This window comes from Thalassospira povalilytica (assembly GCF_002844235.1).
GTDB classification, from domain to species: domain Bacteria; phylum Pseudomonadota; class Alphaproteobacteria; order Rhodospirillales; family Thalassospiraceae; genus Thalassospira; species Thalassospira povalilytica.
On sequence record NZ_PGTS01000006.1, the window covers coordinates 276,806 to 300,547 of the forward strand.

Annotated in this window: 19 protein-coding genes; 11 read left to right on the plus strand and 8 right to left on the minus strand. The window is 54.4% G+C overall.

Annotated elements, in window-relative coordinates; all coding sequences use genetic code 11:
- Nucleotides 1–111: 111 nt before the first annotated feature.
- Nucleotides 112–2,052: an asparagine synthase (glutamine-hydrolyzing) gene (gene asnB, locus CU041_RS16700; RefSeq protein ID WP_101247751.1), complete on the minus strand. Its 1,941-nt coding sequence runs from the start codon at nt 2,050–2,052 to the stop codon at nt 112–114.
- Nucleotides 2,053–2,352: 300 nt separating this feature from the next.
- Between asnB and CU041_RS16705 the strand changes: the two genes are divergently transcribed.
- Entirely contained in the window at nt 2,353–4,056 is a 1,704-nt protein-coding gene (locus CU041_RS16705; RefSeq protein WP_101247752.1) for a methyl-accepting chemotaxis protein, read from the plus strand.
- A gap of 52 nt (nt 4,057–4,108) precedes the next feature.
- On the opposite strand, the gene CU041_RS16710 is transcribed toward CU041_RS16705, so the two are convergent.
- Nucleotides 4,109–6,010 (minus strand): sigma-54-dependent Fis family transcriptional regulator, encoded by a 1,902-nt coding sequence (locus tag CU041_RS16710; protein WP_101247753.1) that lies wholly within the window; start codon nt 6,008–6,010, stop codon nt 4,109–4,111.
- A 365-nt stretch (nt 6,011–6,375) separates the two neighbouring features.
- On the opposite strand from CU041_RS16710, the gene adh reads away from it, so the two are divergent.
- Both adh and CU041_RS16720 read left to right on the plus strand, forming a co-directional pair.
- Nucleotides 6,376–7,896 (plus strand): aldehyde dehydrogenase, encoded by a 1,521-nt coding sequence (gene adh / locus CU041_RS16715; protein WP_101247754.1) that lies wholly within the window; start codon nt 6,376–6,378, stop codon nt 7,894–7,896.
- 74 nt (nt 7,897–7,970) lie between these two features.
- Nucleotides 7,971–8,378 carry a DUF779 domain-containing protein gene (locus tag CU041_RS16720; protein WP_101247755.1) on the plus strand — a complete coding sequence of 136 codons (408 nt, stop codon included), beginning with the start codon at nt 7,971–7,973 and terminating at the stop codon, nt 8,376–8,378.
- A gap of 181 nt (nt 8,379–8,559) precedes the next feature.
- Here CU041_RS16720 and CU041_RS16725 read toward each other — a convergent pair whose 3' ends face one another.
- Nucleotides 8,560–9,570 carry a YeiH family protein gene (locus CU041_RS16725; protein WP_101247756.1) on the minus strand — a complete coding sequence of 337 codons (1,011 nt, stop codon included), beginning with the start codon at nt 9,568–9,570 and terminating at the stop codon, nt 8,560–8,562.
- 232 nt (nt 9,571–9,802) lie between these two features.
- Between CU041_RS16725 and CU041_RS16730 the strand changes: the two genes are divergently transcribed.
- Nucleotides 9,803–10,696 (plus strand): LysR substrate-binding domain-containing protein, encoded by an 894-nt coding sequence (locus tag CU041_RS16730; RefSeq protein ID WP_324789922.1) that lies wholly within the window; start codon nt 9,803–9,805, stop codon nt 10,694–10,696.
- Between the two features lie 31 nt (nt 10,697–10,727).
- Here the strand turns inward: CU041_RS16730 and CU041_RS16735 are convergent, their stop codons facing one another.
- Nucleotides 10,728–11,663 (minus strand): hypothetical protein, encoded by a 936-nt coding sequence (locus tag CU041_RS16735; protein WP_101247757.1) that lies wholly within the window; start codon nt 11,661–11,663, stop codon nt 10,728–10,730.
- 650 nt (nt 11,664–12,313) lie between these two features.
- On the opposite strand from CU041_RS16735, the gene CU041_RS16740 reads away from it, so the two are divergent.
- Genes CU041_RS16740 through CU041_RS16750 form a run of 3 tightly spaced genes read left to right on the plus strand, consistent with a single transcriptional unit; the run spans nt 12,314 to nt 14,816 of the window.
- Nucleotides 12,314–13,699 (plus strand): cytochrome ubiquinol oxidase subunit I, encoded by a 1,386-nt coding sequence (locus CU041_RS16740; protein ID WP_101247758.1) that lies wholly within the window; start codon nt 12,314–12,316, stop codon nt 13,697–13,699.
- A gap of 2 nt (nt 13,700–13,701) precedes the next feature.
- Nucleotides 13,702–14,694 carry a cytochrome d ubiquinol oxidase subunit II gene (gene cydB / locus CU041_RS16745; RefSeq protein WP_456154837.1) on the plus strand — a complete coding sequence of 331 codons (993 nt, stop codon included), beginning with the start codon at nt 13,702–13,704 and terminating at the stop codon, nt 14,692–14,694.
- Nucleotides 14,694–14,816: a DUF2474 domain-containing protein gene (locus CU041_RS16750; RefSeq protein ID WP_101247760.1), complete on the plus strand. Its 123-nt coding sequence runs from the start codon at nt 14,694–14,696 to the stop codon at nt 14,814–14,816. Before cydB ends, CU041_RS16750 begins: the two co-directional genes overlap by 1 nt.
- A 97-nt stretch (nt 14,817–14,913) precedes the next feature.
- On the opposite strand, the gene CU041_RS16755 is transcribed toward CU041_RS16750, so the two are convergent.
- From CU041_RS16755 to CU041_RS16770, 4 genes are all read right to left on the minus strand, one after another.
- Nucleotides 14,914–16,131, minus strand: coding sequence for an aminotransferase-like domain-containing protein (locus CU041_RS16755; RefSeq protein ID WP_101247761.1), 1,218 nt, complete (start codon nt 16,129–16,131; stop codon nt 14,914–14,916).
- A 158-nt stretch (nt 16,132–16,289) separates the two neighbouring features.
- Nucleotides 16,290–17,081, minus strand: a complete 792-nt coding sequence (locus CU041_RS16760) for a hypothetical protein (RefSeq protein WP_101247762.1) — start codon at nt 17,079–17,081, stop codon at nt 16,290–16,292.
- Nucleotides 17,082–17,225: 144 nt separating this feature from the next.
- Nucleotides 17,226–18,023, minus strand: coding sequence for a hypothetical protein (locus tag CU041_RS16765; RefSeq protein WP_101247763.1), 798 nt, complete (start codon nt 18,021–18,023; stop codon nt 17,226–17,228).
- Between the two features lies 1 nt (nt 18,024).
- Complete coding sequence (locus CU041_RS16770) at nt 18,025–18,834, minus strand: hypothetical protein (protein WP_101247764.1); 810 nt, start codon at nt 18,832–18,834, stop codon at nt 18,025–18,027.
- A gap of 376 nt (nt 18,835–19,210) precedes the next feature.
- Between CU041_RS16770 and cysD the strand changes: the two genes are divergently transcribed.
- From cysD to CU041_RS16790, 4 genes are all read left to right on the plus strand, one after another.
- Nucleotides 19,211–20,104 (plus strand): sulfate adenylyltransferase subunit CysD, encoded by an 894-nt coding sequence (cysD, locus tag CU041_RS16775; RefSeq protein WP_242513048.1) that lies wholly within the window; start codon nt 19,211–19,213, stop codon nt 20,102–20,104.
- Entirely contained in the window at nt 20,104–22,023 is a 1,920-nt protein-coding gene (gene cysN, locus CU041_RS16780) for a sulfate adenylyltransferase subunit CysN (protein ID WP_101247765.1), read from the plus strand. The genes cysD and cysN overlap by 1 nt, the downstream gene beginning before the upstream one ends.
- Nucleotides 22,024–22,210: 187 nt before the next feature.
- Nucleotides 22,211–22,897 carry a hypothetical protein gene (locus CU041_RS16785; protein ID WP_101247766.1) on the plus strand — a complete coding sequence of 229 codons (687 nt, stop codon included), beginning with the start codon at nt 22,211–22,213 and terminating at the stop codon, nt 22,895–22,897.
- 104 nt (nt 22,898–23,001) lie between these two features.
- Nucleotides 23,002–23,712 carry a GNAT family N-acetyltransferase gene (locus CU041_RS16790; RefSeq protein ID WP_101247767.1) on the plus strand — a complete coding sequence of 237 codons (711 nt, stop codon included), beginning with the start codon at nt 23,002–23,004 and terminating at the stop codon, nt 23,710–23,712.
- Nucleotides 23,713–23,742: the final 30 nt, after the last annotated feature.

Consider the following 23,742-nt stretch of genomic DNA (forward strand, 5'->3'; position numbering starts at 1 on the left):
GGGCAAAATGATCAAAAGTTCATTTTTGAAACAAATTGAAAAACCCCGCCTGAAATTCAGGCGGGGCGTTCATCAAAGATTGGATACGGGATGCGGAAATCGATCGTTCGATCAGGCCAGCCAGCGTTTCTGCCAGTCAGACAGCATGGAAATCGTCCAAAGCTGATGGCCCCAGTTGCGCTTGCCGCTCATATGTTCCTGCTGCAATTTTTCGATCTGGCGACGATCAAGGCCGAAATCGTTATAAAGCGCGTCATTGGCCAAAAGATCGCCCATCCATTCGCGCAACGGCCCGCGAAGCCACTGTGCCAGCGGCACACCAAAACCGGTTTTCGGCCGGTCGATCATTTCGCACGGTACATATTTATACAGGATCTGACGCAAGGCATGCTTGCCCACCGATCCGTTCATTTTAAGCCGTGCGGGCAACCGCCAGCCAAATTCAATCACGCGATGATCGATAAACGGTACGCGGACCTCAAGCGAATTGGCCATTGATGCACGGTCCACTTTGGTCAGGACATCATCGACCATATACATCATCGTATCCATGACCTGCATGGACGAGACATAATCAAGATTGCGGTTTCGACAGAATTTTTCGCCCGGCACGCGGAATTTCTTGCGGGTGGAACGGCTGCCCAGAAGTTTGTCGGTATCAAACAATGACAACAGCGCATGATAGCGATCAATATCATCACGGATCGCCAGAAGCGGTGCCGCCTTGTGGATTTTATCGCCAATCGCGCTGGTCGAAAGCTTGCCGGGCACCAGCCCGACCAGATTGTCCCACTGTTCGGGCGACAGCATGGTCAGCCCGCGCGACACCAGCGACGCCCCGAACGGAATACTGCCCGCCGCCGCACTAAGCTGTTTGGCCCAAAGATAGCGCGTATAACCGCCAAATGTCTCATCACCACCATCGCCTGAAAGGGCAACCGTGACTTCCTTGCGCGTCAGGGCCGAAATCAGATAGGTCGGGATCGCCGAACTGTCAAAGAACGGCTCGTCATAGGTTTCCGAAAGTTTCGGCACCAGATCCAGCGCATCCTGGGGCGTGACATAAAGTTCCGTGTGGTCGGTCTTGAGATGGCGCGCCACTTCCCCGGCAAAGGCTGCCTCGTTAAAGGCTTCGTCCTCGAACCCGACCGAAAATGTTTTGACCGGCCGATCCGAGACCGACTGCATCAGGGCAACGATGGTCGATGAGTCAATCCCGCCAGACAAAAACGCGCCAAGCGGCACATCGGCCACCATGCGACGCTGAACCGCATCGCGCAGCAAATCTTCAAGTGCATCGATCGCACTTTGATCATCGCCGCTCCAGGCATGCTTTTGTCCATTCAGAACGGCGTCTTCGACCGACCAATAGGCAAATTCGGTTGCCTGATCATGCGATGACACTTCCAGAATGTGACCGGGTTTGAGCATCTTGGCATGCGAATAGATCGAAAGCCCCGATGGCACATAGCCAAACCGCAAATAGGCTTCCAACCCCGAACGATTGACTTCGCGTGAAATCGCATTGCCCGCCAGAAGCGCCTTTACCTCGGACGCAAAACCGATATTGCCTTCATAGCGCGACCAGTAAAGTGGCTTGATGCCAAGCCGGTCGCGCACAAGGGTCAGCTTTTTGGTCTGCTTGTCCCAAAGTGCGATGGCAAACATGCCAATCAGGCGTTTGACCGTATCGCGCACCCCCCAATGGGCAATGCATTCAAGGATTACTTCGGTATCGGAATGCCCGCGCCAGGCGACCTGGATATTGGCAGCGGCAAGTTTTTCACGCAGTTCGGGCGCGTTATAAATTTCGCCGTTATAGACCATGACATAACGGCCATTGGCCGAATGCATCGGCTGTTTGCCGGCATCGGAAAGATCAATGATTGCAAGACGGCGCTGCCCCAGGGCCAGCCCGTTTTCCTGATCAACCCAGACATCGCCGCCATCGGGACCACGATGATGCAACGCAGTGTTCATGCGCGATACAGCATCGCCCAATCCGCTTGCGTCACTCTGTCCAGACAGCCATAAACCGGCAATTCCACACATAAAACAATCCTGTAAAACCCTGCCGATACTTAAAACAATAACGGCCCATTCTACAATCAAAACATTTGGATATTGACCGGAAATGATCGGTCAAAACCGTTTTTGCCATTGCCTCCTATTCCACAGGGTGAAAACGGCAAAACAGACTGTGCAATGACGACGCAGAGTTATGATATCGTCACCGGACCTACAACCAATAATATACTGCCATCCAAACGCACGCGGTCACGTCGACATAGAATTGAAGCCTGAAAAACAAGATGACCCGGCAGAGATAGCAGATCATGGAGTAACGTCCGGATGAACGCTTCGAAGATACAGGTGTCGCTTTCACTTGGCCAACGACAGATCATCAGCTATGTCGCGATCCTTGCACTTATGAGTATCCTGACAACGATTTCTGTCGTTCTTGTAAATCAGATCAACACATCCTTCACCCAGATCACCGACATCAACGGGGTCAAGCAACGCTACGCCATCAATCTGGGCGGCAGTGTGCAGGACCGCGCCATTGCCGTGCGCGACATGGCACTGGTCGCAAGCCAGGATGAGGTTGACGCCACAGTCGCCATCATCAATGAACAGGCCGCCATTTACGCCGAGGCCGCCCAGGGAATGGCCGAAATCCTTTCTGCCGAACAAACATCATCGGATGAGGAACAGCAGCTTTTTGCTGAAATTCAGGCGATTGAAGAACGCGCAGCCCCGATCATCGAAAAGGTCGTCGGCCTTCGCAAGGCAGGTGAATTTTCATCGACGATCAACCTGATCAACGCAGAAGCCGCACCGGCCTTTGCCGACTGGCGCGCCAGCATCGATGCACTGATCGAACATGAAGAGGCCAAAAGCCAGTTGATTTCCGTATCGGCCAGAACCGTCGCCAGCAACTTTTCGATTGTCATGATCGGCATGCTGGTGGCCTCGCTTGCGATCAGTATCGTTTTGATCATCTGGAACATCCGGGCCATTGCCCCGCTTCGCGGACTGACCACCGGCATGCTTGAAATTGCCGAGGGCAAGCTTGACACCGCCATTCCGGAAATCACCCGGCGCGATGAAGTCGGCGATATCGTCACAGCCGTCAAGGTATTCCAGAAAAACGCGATCGAGCGTCGCGAAATGCGCGCCAAGGAGGCTGAACTTCAACGCGCGCAGGCGCAACGTTCCGAACTTATGGAAAAGCTGACCAAGAACTTTGAAAACACGACCGGCGATCTGTTGGCCGATGTTGGAATGGCCCTTGAAAAGCTGCGCAATTCCGCATCCACACTTGGCCGCACCGCGGAAACAAGCAAGGCACGCGCAAGTGATGCCGCATCTGTTGTATCGGAAGTCGCCCATAATGCGGAATCTGTTGCGTCTGCTGCCGAGGAACTTACCGCATCGGTATATGAGGTCAGCCAGCGCATCGCCCAGTCACGCGAAACCATGTCGCGGGCACAAAACGAAGCCAACAGCACCAATGAAAAAATGTCTGTGCTCGAAACATCGGCAGACAAGATTGGCGAAGTCGTCAAACTGATCACGGATATTGCCGGACAGACCAATTTGCTTGCACTGAACGCCACCATCGAAGCCGCGCGCGCCGGTGATGCCGGCAAGGGCTTTGCCGTTGTCGCCAACGAGGTCAAAAACCTTGCGTCGCAGACCGCACGCGCCACCGATGAAATCTCCGAACAGATCGCCACGGTCCAATCGGAAACCCGTGATGCGGTTGCCGCCATCCGCGAAATTGTCGAAACCATTGGCGTGATCAATGACGACACGGCGGGCATTGCCGATTCAATCAATCAGCAAAGCAACACAACGACTGAAATTTCGTCAAAAATTTCAAACGTTGCGCAAAATACCCGCGATGTTGCCAGCAACATTCAACAGGCAATGGATGCCGCCGACGAAACCGATGCGGCTTCCGGTGATGTCAGGGCCGCCACCGCAAGCATGGAAGAACGCGCTCAAAAGCTCGATCATTCGGTAAAGCAGTTCTTGCGTGATATTGCCTGACATCATTGGGGGACACTGAAAACGAACGGTCAGGATATCAGGGCATCGTGCCCTATCCTGACCGTTCTATTCCCAGTCGCGCCATGCGGCGATAAAGCGTGTTGCGCCCGATGCCAAGTGCCTTGGCCGTGTTGCTGATATGCCAGTGATGACTTTCCAGAAGCTGGCGCAAGGCCCCCTGTTCGGCCTGCTCGATACTGTCGCGGGCCGACAATACGGGTTTTACGACCTCAACCCGGAAATCATCGGGCAAATGGTCACGTTCAATAACGCCATGGTCGGCAAAGACGCTGGCATATTGCAATACATTGATCAGTTCACGCACATTGCCCGGCCATTGATGACGGCTCATAAGATCAATCACCGCGTCAGAGCACTGCACATAGTCGTTCGATAACCCGGCCAGCAAACGCCCGATCAAATCAACAAGATCACTGCGTTCGCGTAACGGCGGTACGGCCAGACGTGCCCCCTTGATCCGATAGAGCAAATCTTCGCGGAATTTCCCGTCCGCCACCGCTTGGTTCAAATCGACATTGCTGGCACAGATCAGACGGAAATCGACTGCTACCGACTTGGTACTGCCAAGCGGTTCGACCGTGCGGCTTTCGAGAACCCGCAATAACCGCCCCTGTGCAGAAAGCGGCATATCCCCGATTTCATCAAGGAACAAAGTCCCGCCATTGGCTTCGCGAATGCGCCCGCCAAACCCGTCGCGCGCCGCCCCGGTAAAGGCCCCGCCCGCATGACCAAACAGTTCGTTTTCAATCAATCCTTCGGGCAGTGCGGCACAATTGATGGCGACAAAATTTCTGGATTTTCCAAGGGTTGCTTCATGGATATGGCGGGCCAGATATTCCTTGCCGCTGCCGGTTTCGCCCGACATCAGGATATTGATATCGCGCGCATGCAGGCGCACACCAATATCGTAAATCCGGCGCAGGGCAGGATCGCGATCGGCAATCTGTGCGGCCGGTTTTGCTGCCTTTGGCGCCCTTGTCGTAATCGGGGTCGATCGCCCGACATAGCGACGGCGCATCCGTTCGGGCATGGTGACAGACCCGAACAAAACCCCGCCCCCGGAAATATTCAACGCGGTCGCCGGGGCCGCCCCCTGATCCTGATTGGCAAATTTCGACAACAGGTCATCCACATCCATTTCAAACATCTGCGCAATGTCTGTGGAATTGTTTGCCGCTGCCAGAATACGGCGTGCGGTTGATGTCGCACCGCTGATCGTGCCATCGGGTGCAATCGATATCATCGCATCACGGGTTGATCCGACATGGCGTGCTTCTGGATGAAGATGCAGGATCACGTCACCTGCCCGTTCATCAAAAAACAGGATACGTTCAAGCGCATCGGCATAATCGGCCACCATGCCGCGCACGCGCAGGCAATCTGTGCGTTTGATATCATCGCGTACTGCCGACACATCAAGAACCGAACAGACCTTGCCATCCGGGTCAAAAACCGGGGCGGCCGTGCAGGTCAGCACCGAATGCTGGGACAGGAAATGCTCGTCCTTGTGGATGGTGATCGGGCGGCCTTCGACGATACAGGTGCCGATACCGTTCGTGCCTTCGCGTTCCTCGCTCCAGACAGCGCCGGGCAAAAGCCCATTGGTCCGAAAGGACGGCAACAGCGAATGGGCGGCAACACTGTCAAGGATCACGCCGCTATTATCGGTCAAAAATACCGCATAGCCCGACGCATCGATCTTGCGATACAGCGTGCGCACCAGATCATGGGCATGATGATAAAGCCGCCCGTTGCGATCACGCAGTTGCCGGGTCTGGCTTTCGGATATGACTTCGGGACGGCGCAAGGTGTCATGAGCCAGCCCGAACCGTTGTTCACACCGTTGCCAGCTTTCAAGAACCGCACGATTTTGCGCACCACCGCTGAGTTGCAGTGCCGCTTCTATCCGTCCGCCGGGAATGTTTCCTGACATAGACGCTATCTCCCTTGTGTCGGTGTTTTGATCCGGAATTTTCCGGTAGCGCAGCTTTTGCTGCATCCGATCACAGGGGCAATCGTACCATATGGCGGGGCCCCTACGCCAAACAGTTTCGCTGGAAAAATACCCCGCAATCAGCAGTGTTCCATTTTTGGAACACTTTGCGCCACCTGTTCGCGACTGTTCTGCGATCCCGCAGCCGTGCATCCCGCCCCCGGATACAGACAACCGACTGAAATAAAGCACTTTCCACAAAGTCCTGGCGGTTCGGATCAAAGTGGCACGACCTTTGCGGATAAGGCGGCGTCACAATCAAAAAGCGGGCGAAAAAATCGCCTGTCGATCTCGGAGGAACCAAAATGATCTACAAGAATCCAAATGACGCCGGCAGTCCGGTCAGCTTCAAGGGCCGTTATGAAAACTTCATTGGCGGCGAATGGGTCGCCCCGGCCAAGGGTCAGTATTTTGAAAATGTGTCGCCGGTGAATGGCAAACCGTTCTGCGAGGTCGCCCGTTCCAGCGCCGACGATATCGAAAAGGCGCTTGATGCCGCCCATGCCGCTTTCCCGGCCTGGGGTAAAACATCGGTGACCGAACGCGCCAACATGCTCAACAAAATTGCCGACCGCATGGAAGCCAATCTGGAAATGCTGGCAGTTGCCGAAACCTGGGACAATGGCAAGGCCGTGCGTGAAACGCTGGCTGCCGACATCCCGCTTGCGATTGACCATTTCCGCTATTTCGCCGGCGCCATCCGCGCACAGGAAGGGTCGCTGGGCGAGATTGACGACAACACGGTCGCCTATCACTTCCACGAACCCCTTGGTGTGGTCGGTCAGATCATTCCATGGAACTTCCCGATCCTGATGGCGGTCTGGAAACTGGCCCCGGCATTGGCGGCTGGCAACTGCGTTGTCCTGAAGCCCGCTGAACAGACCCCGGCATCAATCTGCGTTCTTTTGGAACTGATTTCCGATCTGATCCCGGCGGGCGTGGTCAACGTCGTTCAGGGCTTTGGTGTTGAAGCCGGCAAGCCGCTTGCGCAAAGCAACCGCGTTGCCAAGGTCGCCTTTACCGGTGAAACCACCACGGGCCGCCTGATCATGCAATATGCATCGGAAAACATCATTCCGGTGACCCTGGAACTGGGTGGCAAATCGCCAAACATCTTCTTTGAAGACGTCATGGCCGCCGATGACGATTTCCGTCAGAAAGCCGCCGAAGGCATGGCGATGTTTGCCCTGAACCAGGGGGAAGTTTGCACCTGTCCGTCGCGCGCCATCATTCAGGAAAGCATCTATGACAAGTTCATGGATAACGTTCTGTCGCGCGTTGCCAGTATCAAACAGGGCAACCCGCTTGATACCGACACCATGATCGGTGCGCAGGCCTCGACCGAGCAGATGGAAAAGATCATGTCCTATCTCGACATCGGTAAGCAGGAAGGCGCACAGGTTCTGTGTGGTGGCGACAAGGCCGATCTTGGCGGCGATCTTGCCGGTGGTTTCTATATCCAGCCGACCATCTTCAAGGGGCACAACCGGATGCGGATTTTCCAGGAGGAAATCTTTGGCCCGGTGGTCTCTGCCACCACGTTCAAGGACGAAGCCGAAGCCCTTCACATCGCCAATGACACGCTTTATGGCCTGGGTGCCGGTGTCTGGACGCGCGATGCAAACCGTTCCTACCGCTTTGGCCGGGAAATCAAGGCCGGTCGTGTCTGGACCAATTGCTATCACCTGTATCCGGCCCATGCGGCCTTTGGCGGGTACAAGCAGTCGGGCATCGGACGTGAAAACCACAAGATGATGCTGAACCATTATCAGCAGACCAAGAACCTGCTGGTTTCGTATGATCCGAAACCGATGGGCTTCTTCTGATCGCGCAATGATCGCGGCCGGGCGCATGGCCTCCCCTGTGCGTCCGGTCATTTTTCGCGACCAAGGAGGTCCCCATGACCGGATCAGAAACCATCCCCGACCGGGTCACCGCAACCGATGCGGCGATTGAACTGATCAGGAAGCTTAAATCCATCCATGGCCCGGTGATGTTCCATCAGTCGGGCGGTTGTTGTGACGGCAGTGCGCCGATGTGCTTTCCGGACGGGGAATTCAAAACCGGCGATCAGGATGTGCTTTTGGGCAAAATCGAAGGAAGCCCGTTCTATATCGGACGCGCCCAGTTCGAATATTGGCAACATACCCAGCTGATCATTGATGTGGTGGACGGGCGTGGCGGGATGTTTTCGCTTGAAGGACCCGAAGGCAAACGCTTCCTGACCCGATCCAGGATATTCAGCGACGACGAATGGAAGGCCCTTAAAAAGGCCGAGGAGCAAAACCCGCTGATCTCTGAAACCTGATTTCTGTGTGTTACCCGTGGCGTTTCGCATCCGGTGTCATCCCCCATGATGCCACTCCCCGAAACGCCGGAAGATGCTGACGGTTTTCCTACCCTTTCCGTGGCTTCTTCTTCCTTGCCCGCTGCCTTTACCCATTCGGGCAGCGGGTATTTTTTTTGCCCGGACGGTGGGTAGGTAAATTCTATGCCGTGCCAAGCAGCACGATCACAAACCCGCTTAGCATGCAAAGCACTGCAAGCGACATCAGGGCCGCCATCACAACCCGCCCGCCGACATGCATGACATTTCGGATATCAACACTTAATCCCAATGCCGCCATGGCAAGAATGGTCAGGAACGAAGACACGGCTTTCATGCCACCAAGGGCAAATTCCGGCAATAGTCCGAATGAACGGGCCGTCATCATGACGATAAAGCCGATAATGAACCATGGCACGACCTGCGCAATCGGAAGACGGGTTTCACGTGCCCGCCCGCCAATCAGCGCCAGGCCGAAAATCACCGGCCCCAGCATCAAAACCCGGATCAGCTTGACCAATGTACCAATCTGCACCGCCAAGGCACCGGCCGGCGCGGTTGCGGCCAGAACCTGCGGGACGGCATAAACCGTCAGGCCCGAAAAAATACCATATTGGGTGGCGGATAATCCAAGCCCGGCATGCAGCATCGGCAGGATGAAAACAAACAGAACGCCAAGTATCGCCGTAAAGGAAATTGATGCCGCCACATCGTCCGACCGTGCATCAATCACCGGTGCGGTCGCGGCAATCGCCGAATTACCGCAAATCGAATTGCCGCACGCCACCAGCATCGCAAGATGCCTGGTCAGCCCAAGCGCACGCCCGATATGATAGCTGACAAACAGGCTGATACAGACAACGGCAATGATTGCCGCCACCAGCCCGCCCCCGGCCGATCCGATGGCCTGTGCACTGATCGACCCGCCCAGCAACACGATGGCAATTTCAAGCACCGTCTTGCCACAAAACCGCACCCCGGCGAAATAACGCGGCGCCAGACCAAACACGGATCGCACCACCACCCCGATCAGAATGGCAAAGACCAGACTTTCCACCCAGCCCCGCCCCAGCAGAACACGTTCGGCATGCTCGACAAGCTTGGCGGCAAGCGCGACCATAAGGGTCACGGCAAGTCCGGGCAGGATCGGTTTGATGCGGGTGTTAAAAAACATGATTTTCCTGTGTTTTGATCACAGTCGGAAAATCTCACGCCAAACCATTTACTTCCATCGAATAAAAATTCATATTTCATTCGATTAAATCGAATGATTAAGGCAAGGTCCCCCATCACGCGGCCCCGCCATTGCAAACAGCCCAGTGCGCGGCGCCGGACTCTGCCCCGCGTTTAAAGTCCCCCGGCATGGGCGGGCAAGACGCCAGACCACAGCGGAAGATACCAACGCCATGATGACGCTTGAACAATTGCAGATCTTCGTTGCCGTCGCCGAACGCGAACATCTGACCCGCGCGGCCGAGGCCATTGGCCTGACCCCGTCTGCGGTCAGTTCGGCAATCAAGAACCTGGAAGGCTTTTATGGCGTGGCGCTGTTTAACCGGGTCGGACGACGGATCGAACTGACCCAGACCGGGCGCCTGTTTCTTGACGAAGCCAAATCAACACTGGCACGCGCCCGTGCCGCCGAACTGACACTGGCCGAACTGGGTGGTATGCAACGTGGCGATCTGAATGTTTATGCCAGCCAAACCATTGCCAGTTACTGGTTGCCCCCGTTCCTGATGAAGTTTCATGACCAGTATCCCGGCATTGAAATCCATCTGACAATCGGCAACACCAAAACCGTATCGGATGCGGTACGTGGCGGGGCGGCTGATATCGGCTTTATCGAAGGCGACATTGATGAACCCGCCCTGGCCAAACGCGAAGTTGCCGAAGATGCGCTGGTGATTGTGGTTGGCCCCAAGCATCCCTGGGCCGATGGCAGGCCGCTGACCGCACAGGCCCTGATCACCCAGACCAACTGGATCCTGCGCGAAGCCGGATCAGGCACCAGATCGGAATTTGAAAGCGCGCTGCGTGATCTTGATGTTGATCCGGCGCGCCTTAAAACCGCGCTGGTCCTGCCCAGCAACGAGGCCGTGATTACCGCGGTTGAAACCGGCACAGCCGCCACCGCCGTTTCACAATTCGCGGTCAGTTCCCTGATCGCGCAGGGCCGACTGGCGCGCGCAAGCTTCCCGATCCCGCCGCGTAAATTCATGGTCCTGCGTCACAAGGAACGCAAACAGACGCAAAGTTCACTGGCGCTGGAAAAGCTGTGCCTCGCGGTTACCTCATAGCCTGGAAGATCGGACATCAGAGTTTGCCCGATTACTGGACATCACCCATGACCGATACCTTTTCCGTATCGAGCCTACCCGGTGAACCATTCAATCGCGCGTCCCCAATCAACAGGCCGCGTGAAATGATGCTTCCTTCAACGCAACACCAGAAGGCTGTTACGAACGCTGCCAAGACCCGCAAACATACAAAGAAAGTGATCCTCTCCTCCGGGGTTCCTGCAAATTCCCCGTCTCCAAATTGCAAGATCATTCCCTTGATAATTGGTGTGGCGGCAGAGAAAGCTACCAACTGAATGATCAACAATGCGGGCAAAACCAACAAACTTTTCCCGACAATGTACCAAAAAGTCTTCTTGCCTCTTGCGAACGCGCGTCGCGCCGAACTTTTTCCACCCTGTATTACCGAAACGGGCCAAGTCACAAACAGAACACCAAGAACGAGCGTCGCAAATATCGACACGACTGCTATCGCAACGATGTAAACGGGTAGCTCTTGACTTCCTTGGATAAGGCCTTGCGAGACATTCACCCACAGCAGATGCTGCCAGAATACAATCTCTGCTGTTAAGGCAAGCACCATAATCAGCATGCGATTCAGAAACGAGAAGAACATCCCCCCGCTCTGTCTTGAAAAAGCAAACCAGCAAGGAGCGCCATTGAGATTAAATGAATGCACGGAGTACATCAAAGCAGCAAAAGGAACTGTGAAGGCAATAGCCACAGGGAAAACAACCAGCCCCATGGGCTGTTCAACCCTCAGCGTGAAGCCATCTTTGCTGACTGAGACGACTTGAGCAGGCCCGAAACTCGAAAGCACGAATTCAAGCCCGACCATAGCAAAGATGGCGAGCAAGATGATTGGAAGGTTGTAGAAAAACCCATTCCATGCATCATGAAGTATCCAATTCTCAAACTTTGGATCGTTGAAATTCTTTGGCTGTTTTTGATGCTCAATGTCAGTCACAAGTTGGCCTTATTTCCTGAAAGCTATAACCAGATACGCTAAACATTTTCGGCGATTGGCCTACACGTTCCGTTGGATCACATAGCCCATGATAATCCAACCTACCCAAACAGCCCCTTCTTAGAAAAAGTGCCGCCAATTTCCGAGGATAGTCAGAAGTTTCAGATGCTGAGCCAGTTGCAAAAGTGAAATACTAAAACCGACTATCAAGAGTTGGAAAACCAATCTCCTTAGATCGGCAAAACTCTATGTCCACAAGCTATCTTCAAACTTCCTGGTTGCTTCCTCTTTCAAAGTCCGTCCCCAACCATTTATCTTTCGGCTTTCAAAATCGATTGGTATCAAGTTTTAGAATTTCCAACCGCTCTAACCTATGACGAAAATCACACCTCTCCCTTTGATACTCAATCCCTCCTTCGAATAGGGGTTAAGTCGCCAATCGGTTCTTCAACCGTCATTTTGGAAATTTTCCAAATGTAAATTGCGAATGCGCAATGCAGCATTTCTCGCAAACTTCTATCGATTTCCTTATACAGACCGGCTCCTGATTGGTGGTTTAAGCCCGTCAGGTCAATCAATGAACGGTTTCGCATTGCGGTGAAACACGGGGTCGGACAGGAAGGCTTTGCCTGATAGAAGGACCAACGCCAATGCTTGATGCAGAAATATTGGCACGCATACAGTTTGCTTTTACCGTTTCATTCCACATCATTTTCCCGTCATTTACCATCGGGCTTGCGAGCTTTTTGTTCGTGCTTGAAGCGATGTGGTTGCGCACCCGTGATGACACCTATCTGGCACTTTACAAATTCTGGCTGAAAATCTTTGCGCTGGCCTTTGGCATGGGGGTCGTATCCGGGATTGTGATGTCCTATCAGTTTGGTACGAACTGGGGACCGTTTTCGGAATTTACCGGCGGCGTGATCGGCCCGCTGATGGCGTATGAAGTTCTAAGCGCCTTCTTCCTTGAGGCCGGATTCCTTGGCATCATGCTGTTTGGTTTAAACCGGGTCGGGCCAAAGCTTCATTTCCTTGCCACCACCATGGTTGCGGTTGGAACCCTGTTTTCGGCCTTCTGGATTTTGTCAGCCAATAGCTGGATGCAAACACCTGATGGCTATGTGATTGAAAATGGTCGTGCGGTTGTCACAAGCTGGATCGATGCGATTTTCAATCCAAGCTTCCCCTATCGTCTGGTTCATATGGTTCTGGCCGCCTATCTGACCACCGCCTTTGTCGTGGGTGCCGTCGGGGCGCTGCATTTGTTGCGTGATCGGGAAAACCGCGCGGCCCGCATCATGTTTTCCATGGCCATGTGGATGGCAGCCATTGTCGCCCCGATCCAGATCGTCGCAGGTGACATGCACGGGCTTAACACCCTTGAACATCAACCGGCCAAGGTTGCCGCGATGGAAGGCCATTTTGAAACCCGCGAAGGCGCACCGCTGATCCTGTTTGGCCTGCCCGACATGAAGGCCGAGGAAACCAAATACGCGATAGAAATCCCCAAGCTGGGCTCGATGATCCTGACCCATGACTGGGATGGCAAGATCACGGGGCTTAAGGATTTTGCACCGGAAGACCGCCCCAATGCCCCGATCGTTTTCTGGACGTTCCGGATCATGGTCGGCATCGGGGTTTTGATGGCCTTGCTTGGTATCGCAAGCCTGATCGCCCGGTTCCGGCACAAGCTTTATGACTGCAAGCATTTGCATCGCTTTGCACTGGTCATGGGGCCAAGCGGCTTTGTCGCCATTCTGGCAGGCTGGTTCACCACCGAAGTCGGGCGACAGCCATGGGTGGTTTATGGATTGATGCGCACATCCGAGGCCGGATCACCTGTCACTGCCACGGCAATTGCCGGATCGCTGATCGCCTTTGTCGTCGTCTATTCCATCGTGTTCGGGGTGGGGACGGCCTATATCCTGCGCGCCATGAACCATGATCCGCGTAACGCGCATGTGCCCACCGGTGAATTCCTTCGTGCCGGGGGCCGTCAATTGGCCGCGCATAACAATCCGCAGGCAGGAGAATGATCATGGATTATCAACTGATCTGGGTTCTTTTGATCGCGGTTGCGGTTTTCGCCTATGTCACGCTCGACGGTTTTGATCTTGGGATCGGCATTCTGTTTCCGTTCATCAAGGACCCGGTCAAACGCGGTCGCATGATGAATACGGTCGCCCCGATCTGGGATGGCAATGAAACCTGGCTGGTGCTGGGGGGCGGCGGGCTTTATGCCGCCTTCCCCAAGGCCTATTCACTGCTGATGACGGCCTTTTACATTCCGGTGTTTGTCATGCTGCTTGCCCTTGTTTTTCGGGGGGTGGCGTTTGAATTCCGGTTCAAAAGCAAGAACCATCAGAAACATTGGGATATCGCCTTTTCGACCGGATCAATCATCGCAAGCGCCATGCAGGGTGCGATGCTCGGCGGCTTTATCGAAGGCATTGCCGTTGAAAATGGCCGTTTTGTCGGCGGGGCGTTTGACTGGCTCAGTCCGTTTTCGATCTTTTGCGCCACGGCGGTTGTTGTCGGCTATGCCCTGCTTGGTACCGGCTGGCTGATCATGAAGATGGAAGGCGATTTTCAGGGCAATCTGCGCCGTCTTGCCAAACCGGCCGTGATCTGGATGGCAGCAAACCTTGCTGTAGTGTCGCTGATGACCACTTACGTCAATCCGGCCTATGCCGAACGCTGGTTTGCAATGCCCAATCTGGCCTTTCTGGCCCCGATCCCATTGATCACGGCCGGGCTTTTATTCTGGTTATGGCGGGCGGTTTCGCATCGGGAAAAGACGGTTTTTGGCATTACGCTTGGCATCTTTTTCCTGTGCTATCTGGGTTTTGGCATCACGCTTTATCCCAATATCGTCCCACCAATGATCACGTTCCGCGATGCGGCGGCACCGCAAAACAGCCTTGCCTTCATGCTGGTCGGGGCCGTGATCCTGTTGCCGGTGATCTTTGCCTATACCGCTTATGCCTATTGGGTGTTCCGCGGCAAGGTCAGTGACGAGGGGTATCATTAATGCTGCACATCACTGCGGAAAGAACCAGACGTCTGCTTTGGTTTATCGGGCTTTATATCGGCGGGATTGTCGGGGTCGGGCTTGCGGCCTTTTTGCTTAAGGCCCTGCTGGGTCAGGCATAAACATCCCCGACCACATATGAAATTGCCTGTCATAATCCCCCGGACAGGCAGTCGCCCGGCAGCAAAATCCCCCACCCTGCTGCCGGGTTCTTTTTTTCTACTGGTTGTCCTTGCGCCGGATCAGATCGGCCAGCCGTTCGATCCCGGCGCGAATGCGTTCGGGCTTTTCGGTGGCGAAGCTGAACCGGGCAGTATTGCGCCCCGACTGGTCACAGAAAAAGGCCTGACCGGGGACAAAGGCGACCCTGGCATCTTCCATTGCCTCGACCAGTAGGGCGCGGGCGTCAATATTGTCGGGCAATGTTAACCATACAAACATGCCGCCCTTGGGCCGGGAATAGCTGACATCATCTGGCATGAATTCGTCCATCGCGCCCAGCATCGCATCGCGCTTGGCGCGGTATGCATCACGCAGGGTTTCAATATGGGCCGGGAACAGCTTGCTTGCGGCACGAAGCGCAATTTCCTGATTGATGGTTGAAACATGCAGATCGCCCGCCTGCTTCATCAGAACCAGTTGGCGGATCACCGGGCGCGGTGCGGTTACCCAACCGATGCGCAAGGCCGGGGCCAGCGTTTTTGAAAATGTGCCCAGCTGAATGACGCTACCGGCATCCGGATTGCTGCCCGCTTCATCAAGTGCCAGAAGCGATGGCAGAGTTTCGCCTTCATAGGACAGCTTGCAATAGGCGGCATCTTCAATAATCACCGCGCCATATTTGCGCGCGGTTTCAAGAACCGCCATCCGGCGATCCAGGCTATAGGACCGACCGGTCGGGTTCTGGAAATCGGGCGCCAGATAGGCAATGCGTGCACCATTGGCAAAGGCCGCATCAAGTTCGGCAATGATCGGGCCGTCTTCGTCCATATTGATGCCGACATAGCTTGGCCGACGCATCGAAAAGGCCTGCATGGCGCCAAGGTAGCTTGGCTTTTCCATCACGATTTCGCGGCCGGGCTCCAGCAACAGGCGGGCAATCATATCAAGTGCCTGCTGCGCCCCGCAGGTAATCAGGATATTGTCGATATCACGGGTTGCCCCCGCCTTGGCCAGATCATCGGCAATCCATTGCCGCAATCCCGGCAAACCTTCGCTGATCGAATATTGCAGGCTGCGACGGCCGGCCGCCTCATCACGGGTCAGGCCATCAAACATATCATGAAAATCAGACAACGGGAAAAGATCCGGGTCCGGCACCCCACCGGCGAACGAGGTAATTTCCGGGCGTTCGGCAACCTTCAGCAAATCACGAATTTCCGACGCCCGCAAAGCACGGGCATCGGGCACAATCATCTCGTTCCATTGGATCGTCATGGCATCCTCATTAGGTCAGTCTTCTTGACGTTATTTGGCAAGGAACACTGACCTAAATCAAGTTTATTTTTATATAGGCGACAATTTTGAAATAAAATTACCGAAAACATAAATCCGCAGCCGTTAGTTTGTTCGCAGACAAACATCAGATTTCGGCGCTATTTCAACGAGATGACAAAGGCACGAACAAATATCACTGAAAGAAGCATCGAGACAAAGCAGGCAATCACACCAGCAGCAAGCGCCCGAACACCCAGAACTGCCACATCGGCAGGAATCCCGAGCACATGAAAAATCGCCACCATTTGTCCGATCACCGGCACGATCAGGGTCGAGATAACCGGTAAGAAAAGCAAAACCGCAACCAACCGCCAGATCACATACAGGAAGGTCCCCCTGCCCCGCTGCCAGGTTGTACGCATTGACCTGTCCGCACCAGCAAGAACTGCGGGAAACCAGTTTGCGCCAAGGGCAATCACACCAAGAAATCCAACAAGGATAAATGCCCCGATCAAAAGCCGTCCCGAATGCGACGGTTCAAGACTGCTGCCGAGCAAGGCACGTATGATGTCAGCCACAAAAAATTGCTGATAGACCAGGACCATCGCAATTGTCAGCACCGCCAGCCCCCACATCCCGACACTGCAACAAAGAACAGCATTGCGGTTCGCAGCCAAAATAGCACCCCAACCACCCTGCCGGGTCAAACATGACAGTTGGGCTGAAATGCCAACGACAATCAACGCCACCGCATCAACCAATGCGCGCGCGACAAACCAGCACGTGCCGCCCAATGACAAAACCCCATCCGGACCAAGCAAGGCCGGATGGGGTACAATCGCGTCAAATACAGCAAACAGCGCCAACCATGAAACTGCTGCTGCAACCACCGAACGGTTTAGCCAAAGAACATCAAAAACATCCTGAATAATCCAGGATTTGAATTTCACGCATGATGGCTCATTCTTTGGCATCGCGCCCTGGCTGCTGGATGAAACAGATCAATATATGGCGATGAAGAAGATCGTGGTTCAATCCTTATTGCTTGGCTATTGACGCCCCGGCCTGAAAACGCAACGGCGGCAGCGAAATCATCAGACTGTCAAACGTTTTTCACCAAGGCGATAGGCACGCGATACGATCACAACAATCATGGCACCGATGACAATATATTGAAGGCTGCTTACCACCATTGTTATGACTGAGGTTGCGTTAAAGGCCAGCGCGCCATCGCTTGATATCAGCGGTTGCCCACCTGCTGTCTGAACCAGATTTACAATCATCGAGCCCAGAAAAAGCATCAACACAGGCCCCAGCAAAACCCGTCCTGTAACGTACCATACAGTCTTCCGTCCTCTCGCAACCGCACGTCCCACACCACTTCCATCGCCGATAAGGGCCGCAGGCAACAATGTTGCAAAGAACACCAGAACGATCCAAAGAACAACAAAGGTTAAGATGCTGGAAATGCCTATCGCAGACAGGTTCTCGATCTTGGCCATGTCTTCCGGAGACAACATGAAATGGCCGCTCAGGACAAACAGCCCCAATGATGCGGGCAAGGTATCAAGAAGTTGCAGGACAATATAACGCCCTGAAAAAAGCCGGACACGCGACACATCAAATTCCTTGAATGCCGCAATGCCTGCATACCCATTTTGCAACCAAGCAAACAGCGACAGCGCAAAATATCCCCAGATGACAAGTCCAAGCACATAGATGACATAGACCTGGCCGGAAAAAGATACTGCGAACTGCCAGAAAGCCATTGCCAGCATCAGGATGGCCACAATTAGAGTGCTGGCCCAGCAGCGCAAAATCGCAACAAAACTGGTCTTCCAGATACCTGGCTGTTTGGGGCTGGTTTGGACAGTCTCTTTATCTTGCGCCATTTCAGATCGCCTCTGCCTGTTTGAGTTCGGTTGCCGGTTGGCTTGCATCAGCCAGACGCGCCTCGCCAAGCTGATAGGCGCGTGACAGGACCACGGCGACAAGAACAACGCCGGTTGCCCATACCAGATAGGCCAGACCGCTCATGGCTATATCAAACGGCACAAATTGCAGTTCGCCTGCCTGAATTGTGTATGTACGAACGGCGTCGGAAAACCGCCCGGGCAACAGGAACACGGTTACCAGGAACAATACAATATTGGCACCCGGCCCGACGATCAGGCGCGACGTCACATAGCCGATCGTTTTGCGACCGCGTGCAAACGCCCGCCGGATCGACGAACCATCGGCCATGATTGCTGCGGGCAGCCAGGTTCCCACCAAACCAAGTGCGATCAGCATCGCCACCCCGTAAAAGGCAAGCACCGCAACCATCACCAGGAAAAACCGAACGTCTTCCCGGGCCGCCTTGATTTCGGGGATCGCCAAAATTGGAACCATCACGAAAAGTGCCGGGATAAGCGTCACCATGGCCACGGCAAAGCCGCGCATGAAGAACTTGAAGAAAGCGCTTTTTTCAAGCGCACCCACCGCGGAAAACCCGCTGACATTGCGCAAAACCGTCATGTGACAGGCAATGGCAAGATACGCGCCGACAAAATAGGTCGGCAAATCCGGTGATTCCATATCAGGCCGCAAGGCATAAATCACGATATCCATGATCCACAATGCCGCAACCGCCGCAGTAAAAATCACGATGTTTTTGCGAATGACGTCTGTGGCCTCGCCCCAGATCGTGATGTCGAATTTCATGCCTGTCCCCCAAGCGCGTTTAACGTGAATTCCCTTCTGGCAATGCTACTTTTCCCGCATGGCGTTTCCTGTGACTTCTGTCACACCTATCCGCCTGTGACAGGCCCCCTCCTTATGAACAGTGTCTGCTGAGATTGCTTTGGCGTGCCGGACTTTTAGCTATTGGCAATTGCGGCAGCGGCCGATAAATTAAACACATGGAGAATGTTAAATATAATTGGACCACAAAAATTTGTGTAAAAATAGAAATCACACTTGCGTTGCGGCGCATTCCATATTACCCATCAAAGCCAAGTGAAATACAATTATAAACACAAAAAATTGTGTTAATTGCCACAGTTTTGATTGATCGGCAGGAAAGAGAATGCAGCCCAATCTGACCCATCTCCGCCAGCTTGAGGCAGAGAGTATCCATATCATCCGCGAGGTTGCGGCATCGTTTGAACGGCCGGTGATGCTTTATTCCATCGGCAAGGATTCATCGGTTCTGCTGCATCTGGCGCGCAAGGCGTTCTATCCCGCACCGCCGCCCTTCCCGCTGATGCATGTTGATACCACCTGGAAATTCCGCGAAATGATCGAGTTTCGCGACCGGATGGCGGCGGAATATGGTTTTGATCTGATTGTTCATATCAATCAGGACGGTGTCGAACGCGGCATTGGCCCGTTCACCCATGGGTCAAGCCTGCATACCGATGTCATGAAAACGGAATCGCTCAAACAGGCGCTGAACAAATACAAGTTCGATGCCGCCTTTGGCGGGGCCCGCCGTGACGAGGAAAAGGCACGCGCCAAGGAACGTGTATTTTCCTTCCGCACCGAAACCCACCGCTGGGACCCGAAAAACCAGCGCCCGGAATTGTGGGATATCTATAACGCCCGGATCAACAAAGGCGAAAGCATCCGTGCTTTCCCGATCTCGAACTGGACCGAGCTTGATATCTGGCAATACATCTATCTCGAACAGATCCCGATCGTGCCGCTGTATTATTCGGCAAAACGTCCGGTCGTCGAACGCGATGGCATGCTGATCATGGTTGATGACGACCGCATGCCGCTTAAGCCCGGCGAAAAGCCGGAAATGAAGTCGGTACGTTTCAGAACGCTTGGTTGCTATCCGCTGACCGGTGCCGTTGAGTCCGAGGCAGCGACCCTGCCCGAAATTATCCAGGAAATGCTTCTGACCCGTTCAAGCGAACGTCAAGGCCGCATGATTGACCATGACCAGGCCGGGTCGATGGAGAAGAAGAAGCAGGAAGGTTACTTCTGATGGCGCATAAATCTGACCTTATTGCTGATGATATTCTCGGCTACCTCAAAGCCCAGGAAGAAAAAAGCCTTCTGCGTTTCATCACCTGCGGCAGTGTCGATGACGGTAAATCGACCCTGATCGGTCGTCTGCTTTGGGATTCCAAACTGATTTTCGAAGACCAGCTGGCGGCGCTGGAATCTGACAGCCGCAAGGTTGGCACCCAGGGCGGCGAGATTGATTTCGCCCTGCTGCTTGATGGTCTTCAGGCCGAACGCGAACAGGGCATCACCATTGATGTCGCCTATCGCTTCTTTTCGACCGACAAGCGCAAATTCATTGTCGCCGATACCCCGGGCCACGAACAATATACGCGGAACATGGCAACCGGTGCATCGACTGCCGATGTCGCCGTGATCCTGATTGATGCGCGTAAAGGCATCCTGACCCAGACCCGTCGCCACAGCTTCATCACGTCCCTTCTGGGCATCAAGCACGTGGTTCTGGCCGTCAACAAGATGGACCTGATTGATTATGATCAGTCCAAATTTGACGAAATCGTCGCCGCCTATAACGCGTTCGCAGCACAGCTGAATTACAGCTCGATCACGGCGATCCCGCTATCTGCCCTGCGTGGCGACAACATGATCGAAGCCAGCGCCAATACACCCTGGTATTCCGGTCCGACGCTTCTGGCCCATCTTGAAGACATTCAGGTCGAACAGGATGCGATCAACAAGCCGTTCCGTCTTCCGGTGCAGTGGGTCAACCGCCCGAACCTTGATTTCCGCGGCTTTTCCGGCACTGTTTCTTCGGGTCGGGTCAAACCGGGTGATGAAATTGTTGTCACCGCATCGGGGCAGACCAGCAAGGTCAAGGAAATCGTCACCTTTGACGGCAACCTTGATGAAGCCATCGCCGGTCAGGCCATCACCCTGACCCTTGAAGACGAGATTGATATTTCGCGCGGTGATGTTCTGGCGGCATCCGATGCCAAACCGGAATTCGCCGATCAGTTCGAAGCCCGCATCATCTGGATGCATGAAGATCATCTTCTGCCCGGTCGCCCCTATCTGATCAAGATGGGCGCACAGGTAACAAGCGCACAGATCAGCGACCTTAAATACAAGGTCAATGTCAATACGCTCGAACATGTGGCGGGCAAGACGCTTGAACTGAACGAAGTCGGGATTGCCAATATCTCGGCGGACAAGGCACTGGCCTTTGACCCCTATGACGAAAACCGTCATTCGGGCCGTTTCATCATCATTGACCGCTTCACCAATGCGACTGTTGGTGCGGGCATGGTCAACCATTCCCTTCGCCGTGCGACCAACATCAAATGGCAGGAAATGGACATCAACAAACAGGCACGTGCCTATCAGAAAGGCCAGAAATCGGTCGTTCTGTGGTTCACCGGCCTGTCGGGTGCGGGCAAATCAACCGTCGCCAACCTGGTGGAGAAAAAGCTCCATGCGCTTGGCAAGCACACCTACACCCTTGATGGTGACAATGTGCGTCATGGCCTGAACAAGGATCTTGGCTTTACCGATGCGGACCGTGTCGAAAACATCCGCCGCGTTGGTGAAACCGCCAAGCTGTTCGTTGATGCCGGTGTGATCACGCTGGTTTCCTTTATCTCGCCATTCAAAAGCGAACGCCAGCTTGCCCGCAGCCTTGTTGAAAAAGACGAATTTATCGAAGTCTTTATCGACACCCCGCTGGAAGTCTGTGAACAGCGCGATGTCAAAGGCCTTTATAAAAAGGCGCGCGCCGGCGAGATTGCCAATTTCACCGGGATTTCAAGCCCCTATGAGCGGCCCGAAAATGCCGAGATCGTGGTCAACACCGCCGATCAAAGCGCAGAAGAAGCCGCCGAACAGATTGTCGCCAAACTCGAAGAATTTGGCGTTCTCGGGGCCTGGTATCCCGAAATCTGACGGCCTGCCCGATCTGATCAACACGAAACCCGACAGTTCCGACTGTCGGGTTTTGTTTTATTCCGGGCCCCGAAATCTGGCATCGCCCCAATCATCACAAGACCAGCCCGATTACAGCCCCACCTGCGACCTTGTAAAATACCAGCCCGAAGGTAACATCAAAACAGGACCCGGAACGGAGGTACCAATGCGGTTTTGCCCGCGTCTGGATGTCGATACATGGCTTTTGTCACTTGTGACCATTGCGCTGTACCTGTTTGTGCCAGATCCCCTTTTGGCAGAGGAAACAGGTTTTCGCTTTGGCGCGCATGTATCGCTTAACAACCAGTGGGCCCGATATACCACACCGGCCAACCGCAATCTTGCCGCTGCCCTTCAGGCCAGAACGTCATCGGGGTCGATCGAAACCCTTCCAAATGATCGGCTTTTCCATCTGTATCGTTCCGGCGAACTTGATTGCATTCTGACCGGTGGCTGGCCCCATGATGACCCGCAACTCGTTTCAAAACATGCACTAAGCTTCGAAGTCCGGCTGTTCACCCGCAAAGATGTTGACCTTGGCAGCAAGAATCAGGTTCTGGTTGGTCGCCTGAAACAGTTTCCCCCGCCGCCATTACCTCTGCCCGATACGATGATTGACTGGGTGGCCCTGCAAAACCTTAAACAGGGCTTTGATCTGTTGCGGGCCGGGCGTATTGATGCGCTGCTTGCCGATCCGTCCCATGTGCAAAATGCCCCTGGTGCCCCGCATGACGGCATTGTTGCCGCCGACCTTCCGCCTGTTAGACGCTTTGACGTGCCGCTGCTCTGCCATGACAATGAACGCAATCGTCATTTCCTTGATATCCTTGATCAAACATCCCTGACCCAGTGACACGAGCCCGCCGATTGGCCCCACCGGTTTGATAAAACTGGCCCTTGTCGACGGGACCGATTTCAGCAAATCTGGCTATCCACTGTTCGTTGTCAGGAAGAAAAATGACCTCGCCCCACAAAGATGTTTTTGGAAAACCCGTTGGCCATCCGGTGGAAAGCTGGACCGGATGCGCCATGCCGCCACGCAGCGACATGGTCGGCCAGCATGTGATCGTCAGCCCGCTTGACCTTGCCCGTGATGCCAGGCACCTGTTTGATGCCAACACCATGGCACAGGACGGTTCGCGCTTTACCTATCTTTCGACTAATGCGTTCAACGATTTTGCCAGCTACAAGGCCTGGCTGGAAACCATGGCGGGTCAAAGTGACCCGATGCTTCATGCCATCATCGACAAAACCCGCAATTCGGCGGTTGGCGTTGCAGCCTTTATGCGCATTGATGCCGCCAATGGGTCGGTTGAAATCGGCAATATCAATTATTCCCCGGCATTGTCGCAAACCATTGGCGGGACCGAGGCGATGTATCTGATGATGCGGCGCGCCTTTGACGAACTTGGCTATCGCCGCTACGAATGGAAATGCGACGATCAAAACGCCCCGTCCCGCGCCGCCGCCGCCCGGTATGGCTTCACCTATGAAGGCACGTTCCGCAACCATATGGTCTATAAGGGCCGCAATCGTGATACCGCGTGGTTTTCCATCACCGCCGAAGAATGGCCCGCTATTCGCAGCGGGTTCGAAGCATGGCTGTCACCCGACAATTTTGACGCCAATGGCAAACAACGCCAGCGACTGGAAGACCTGCGCCCCTGACTTGCCGCGCGGCGCGCATATCCGGGGGAC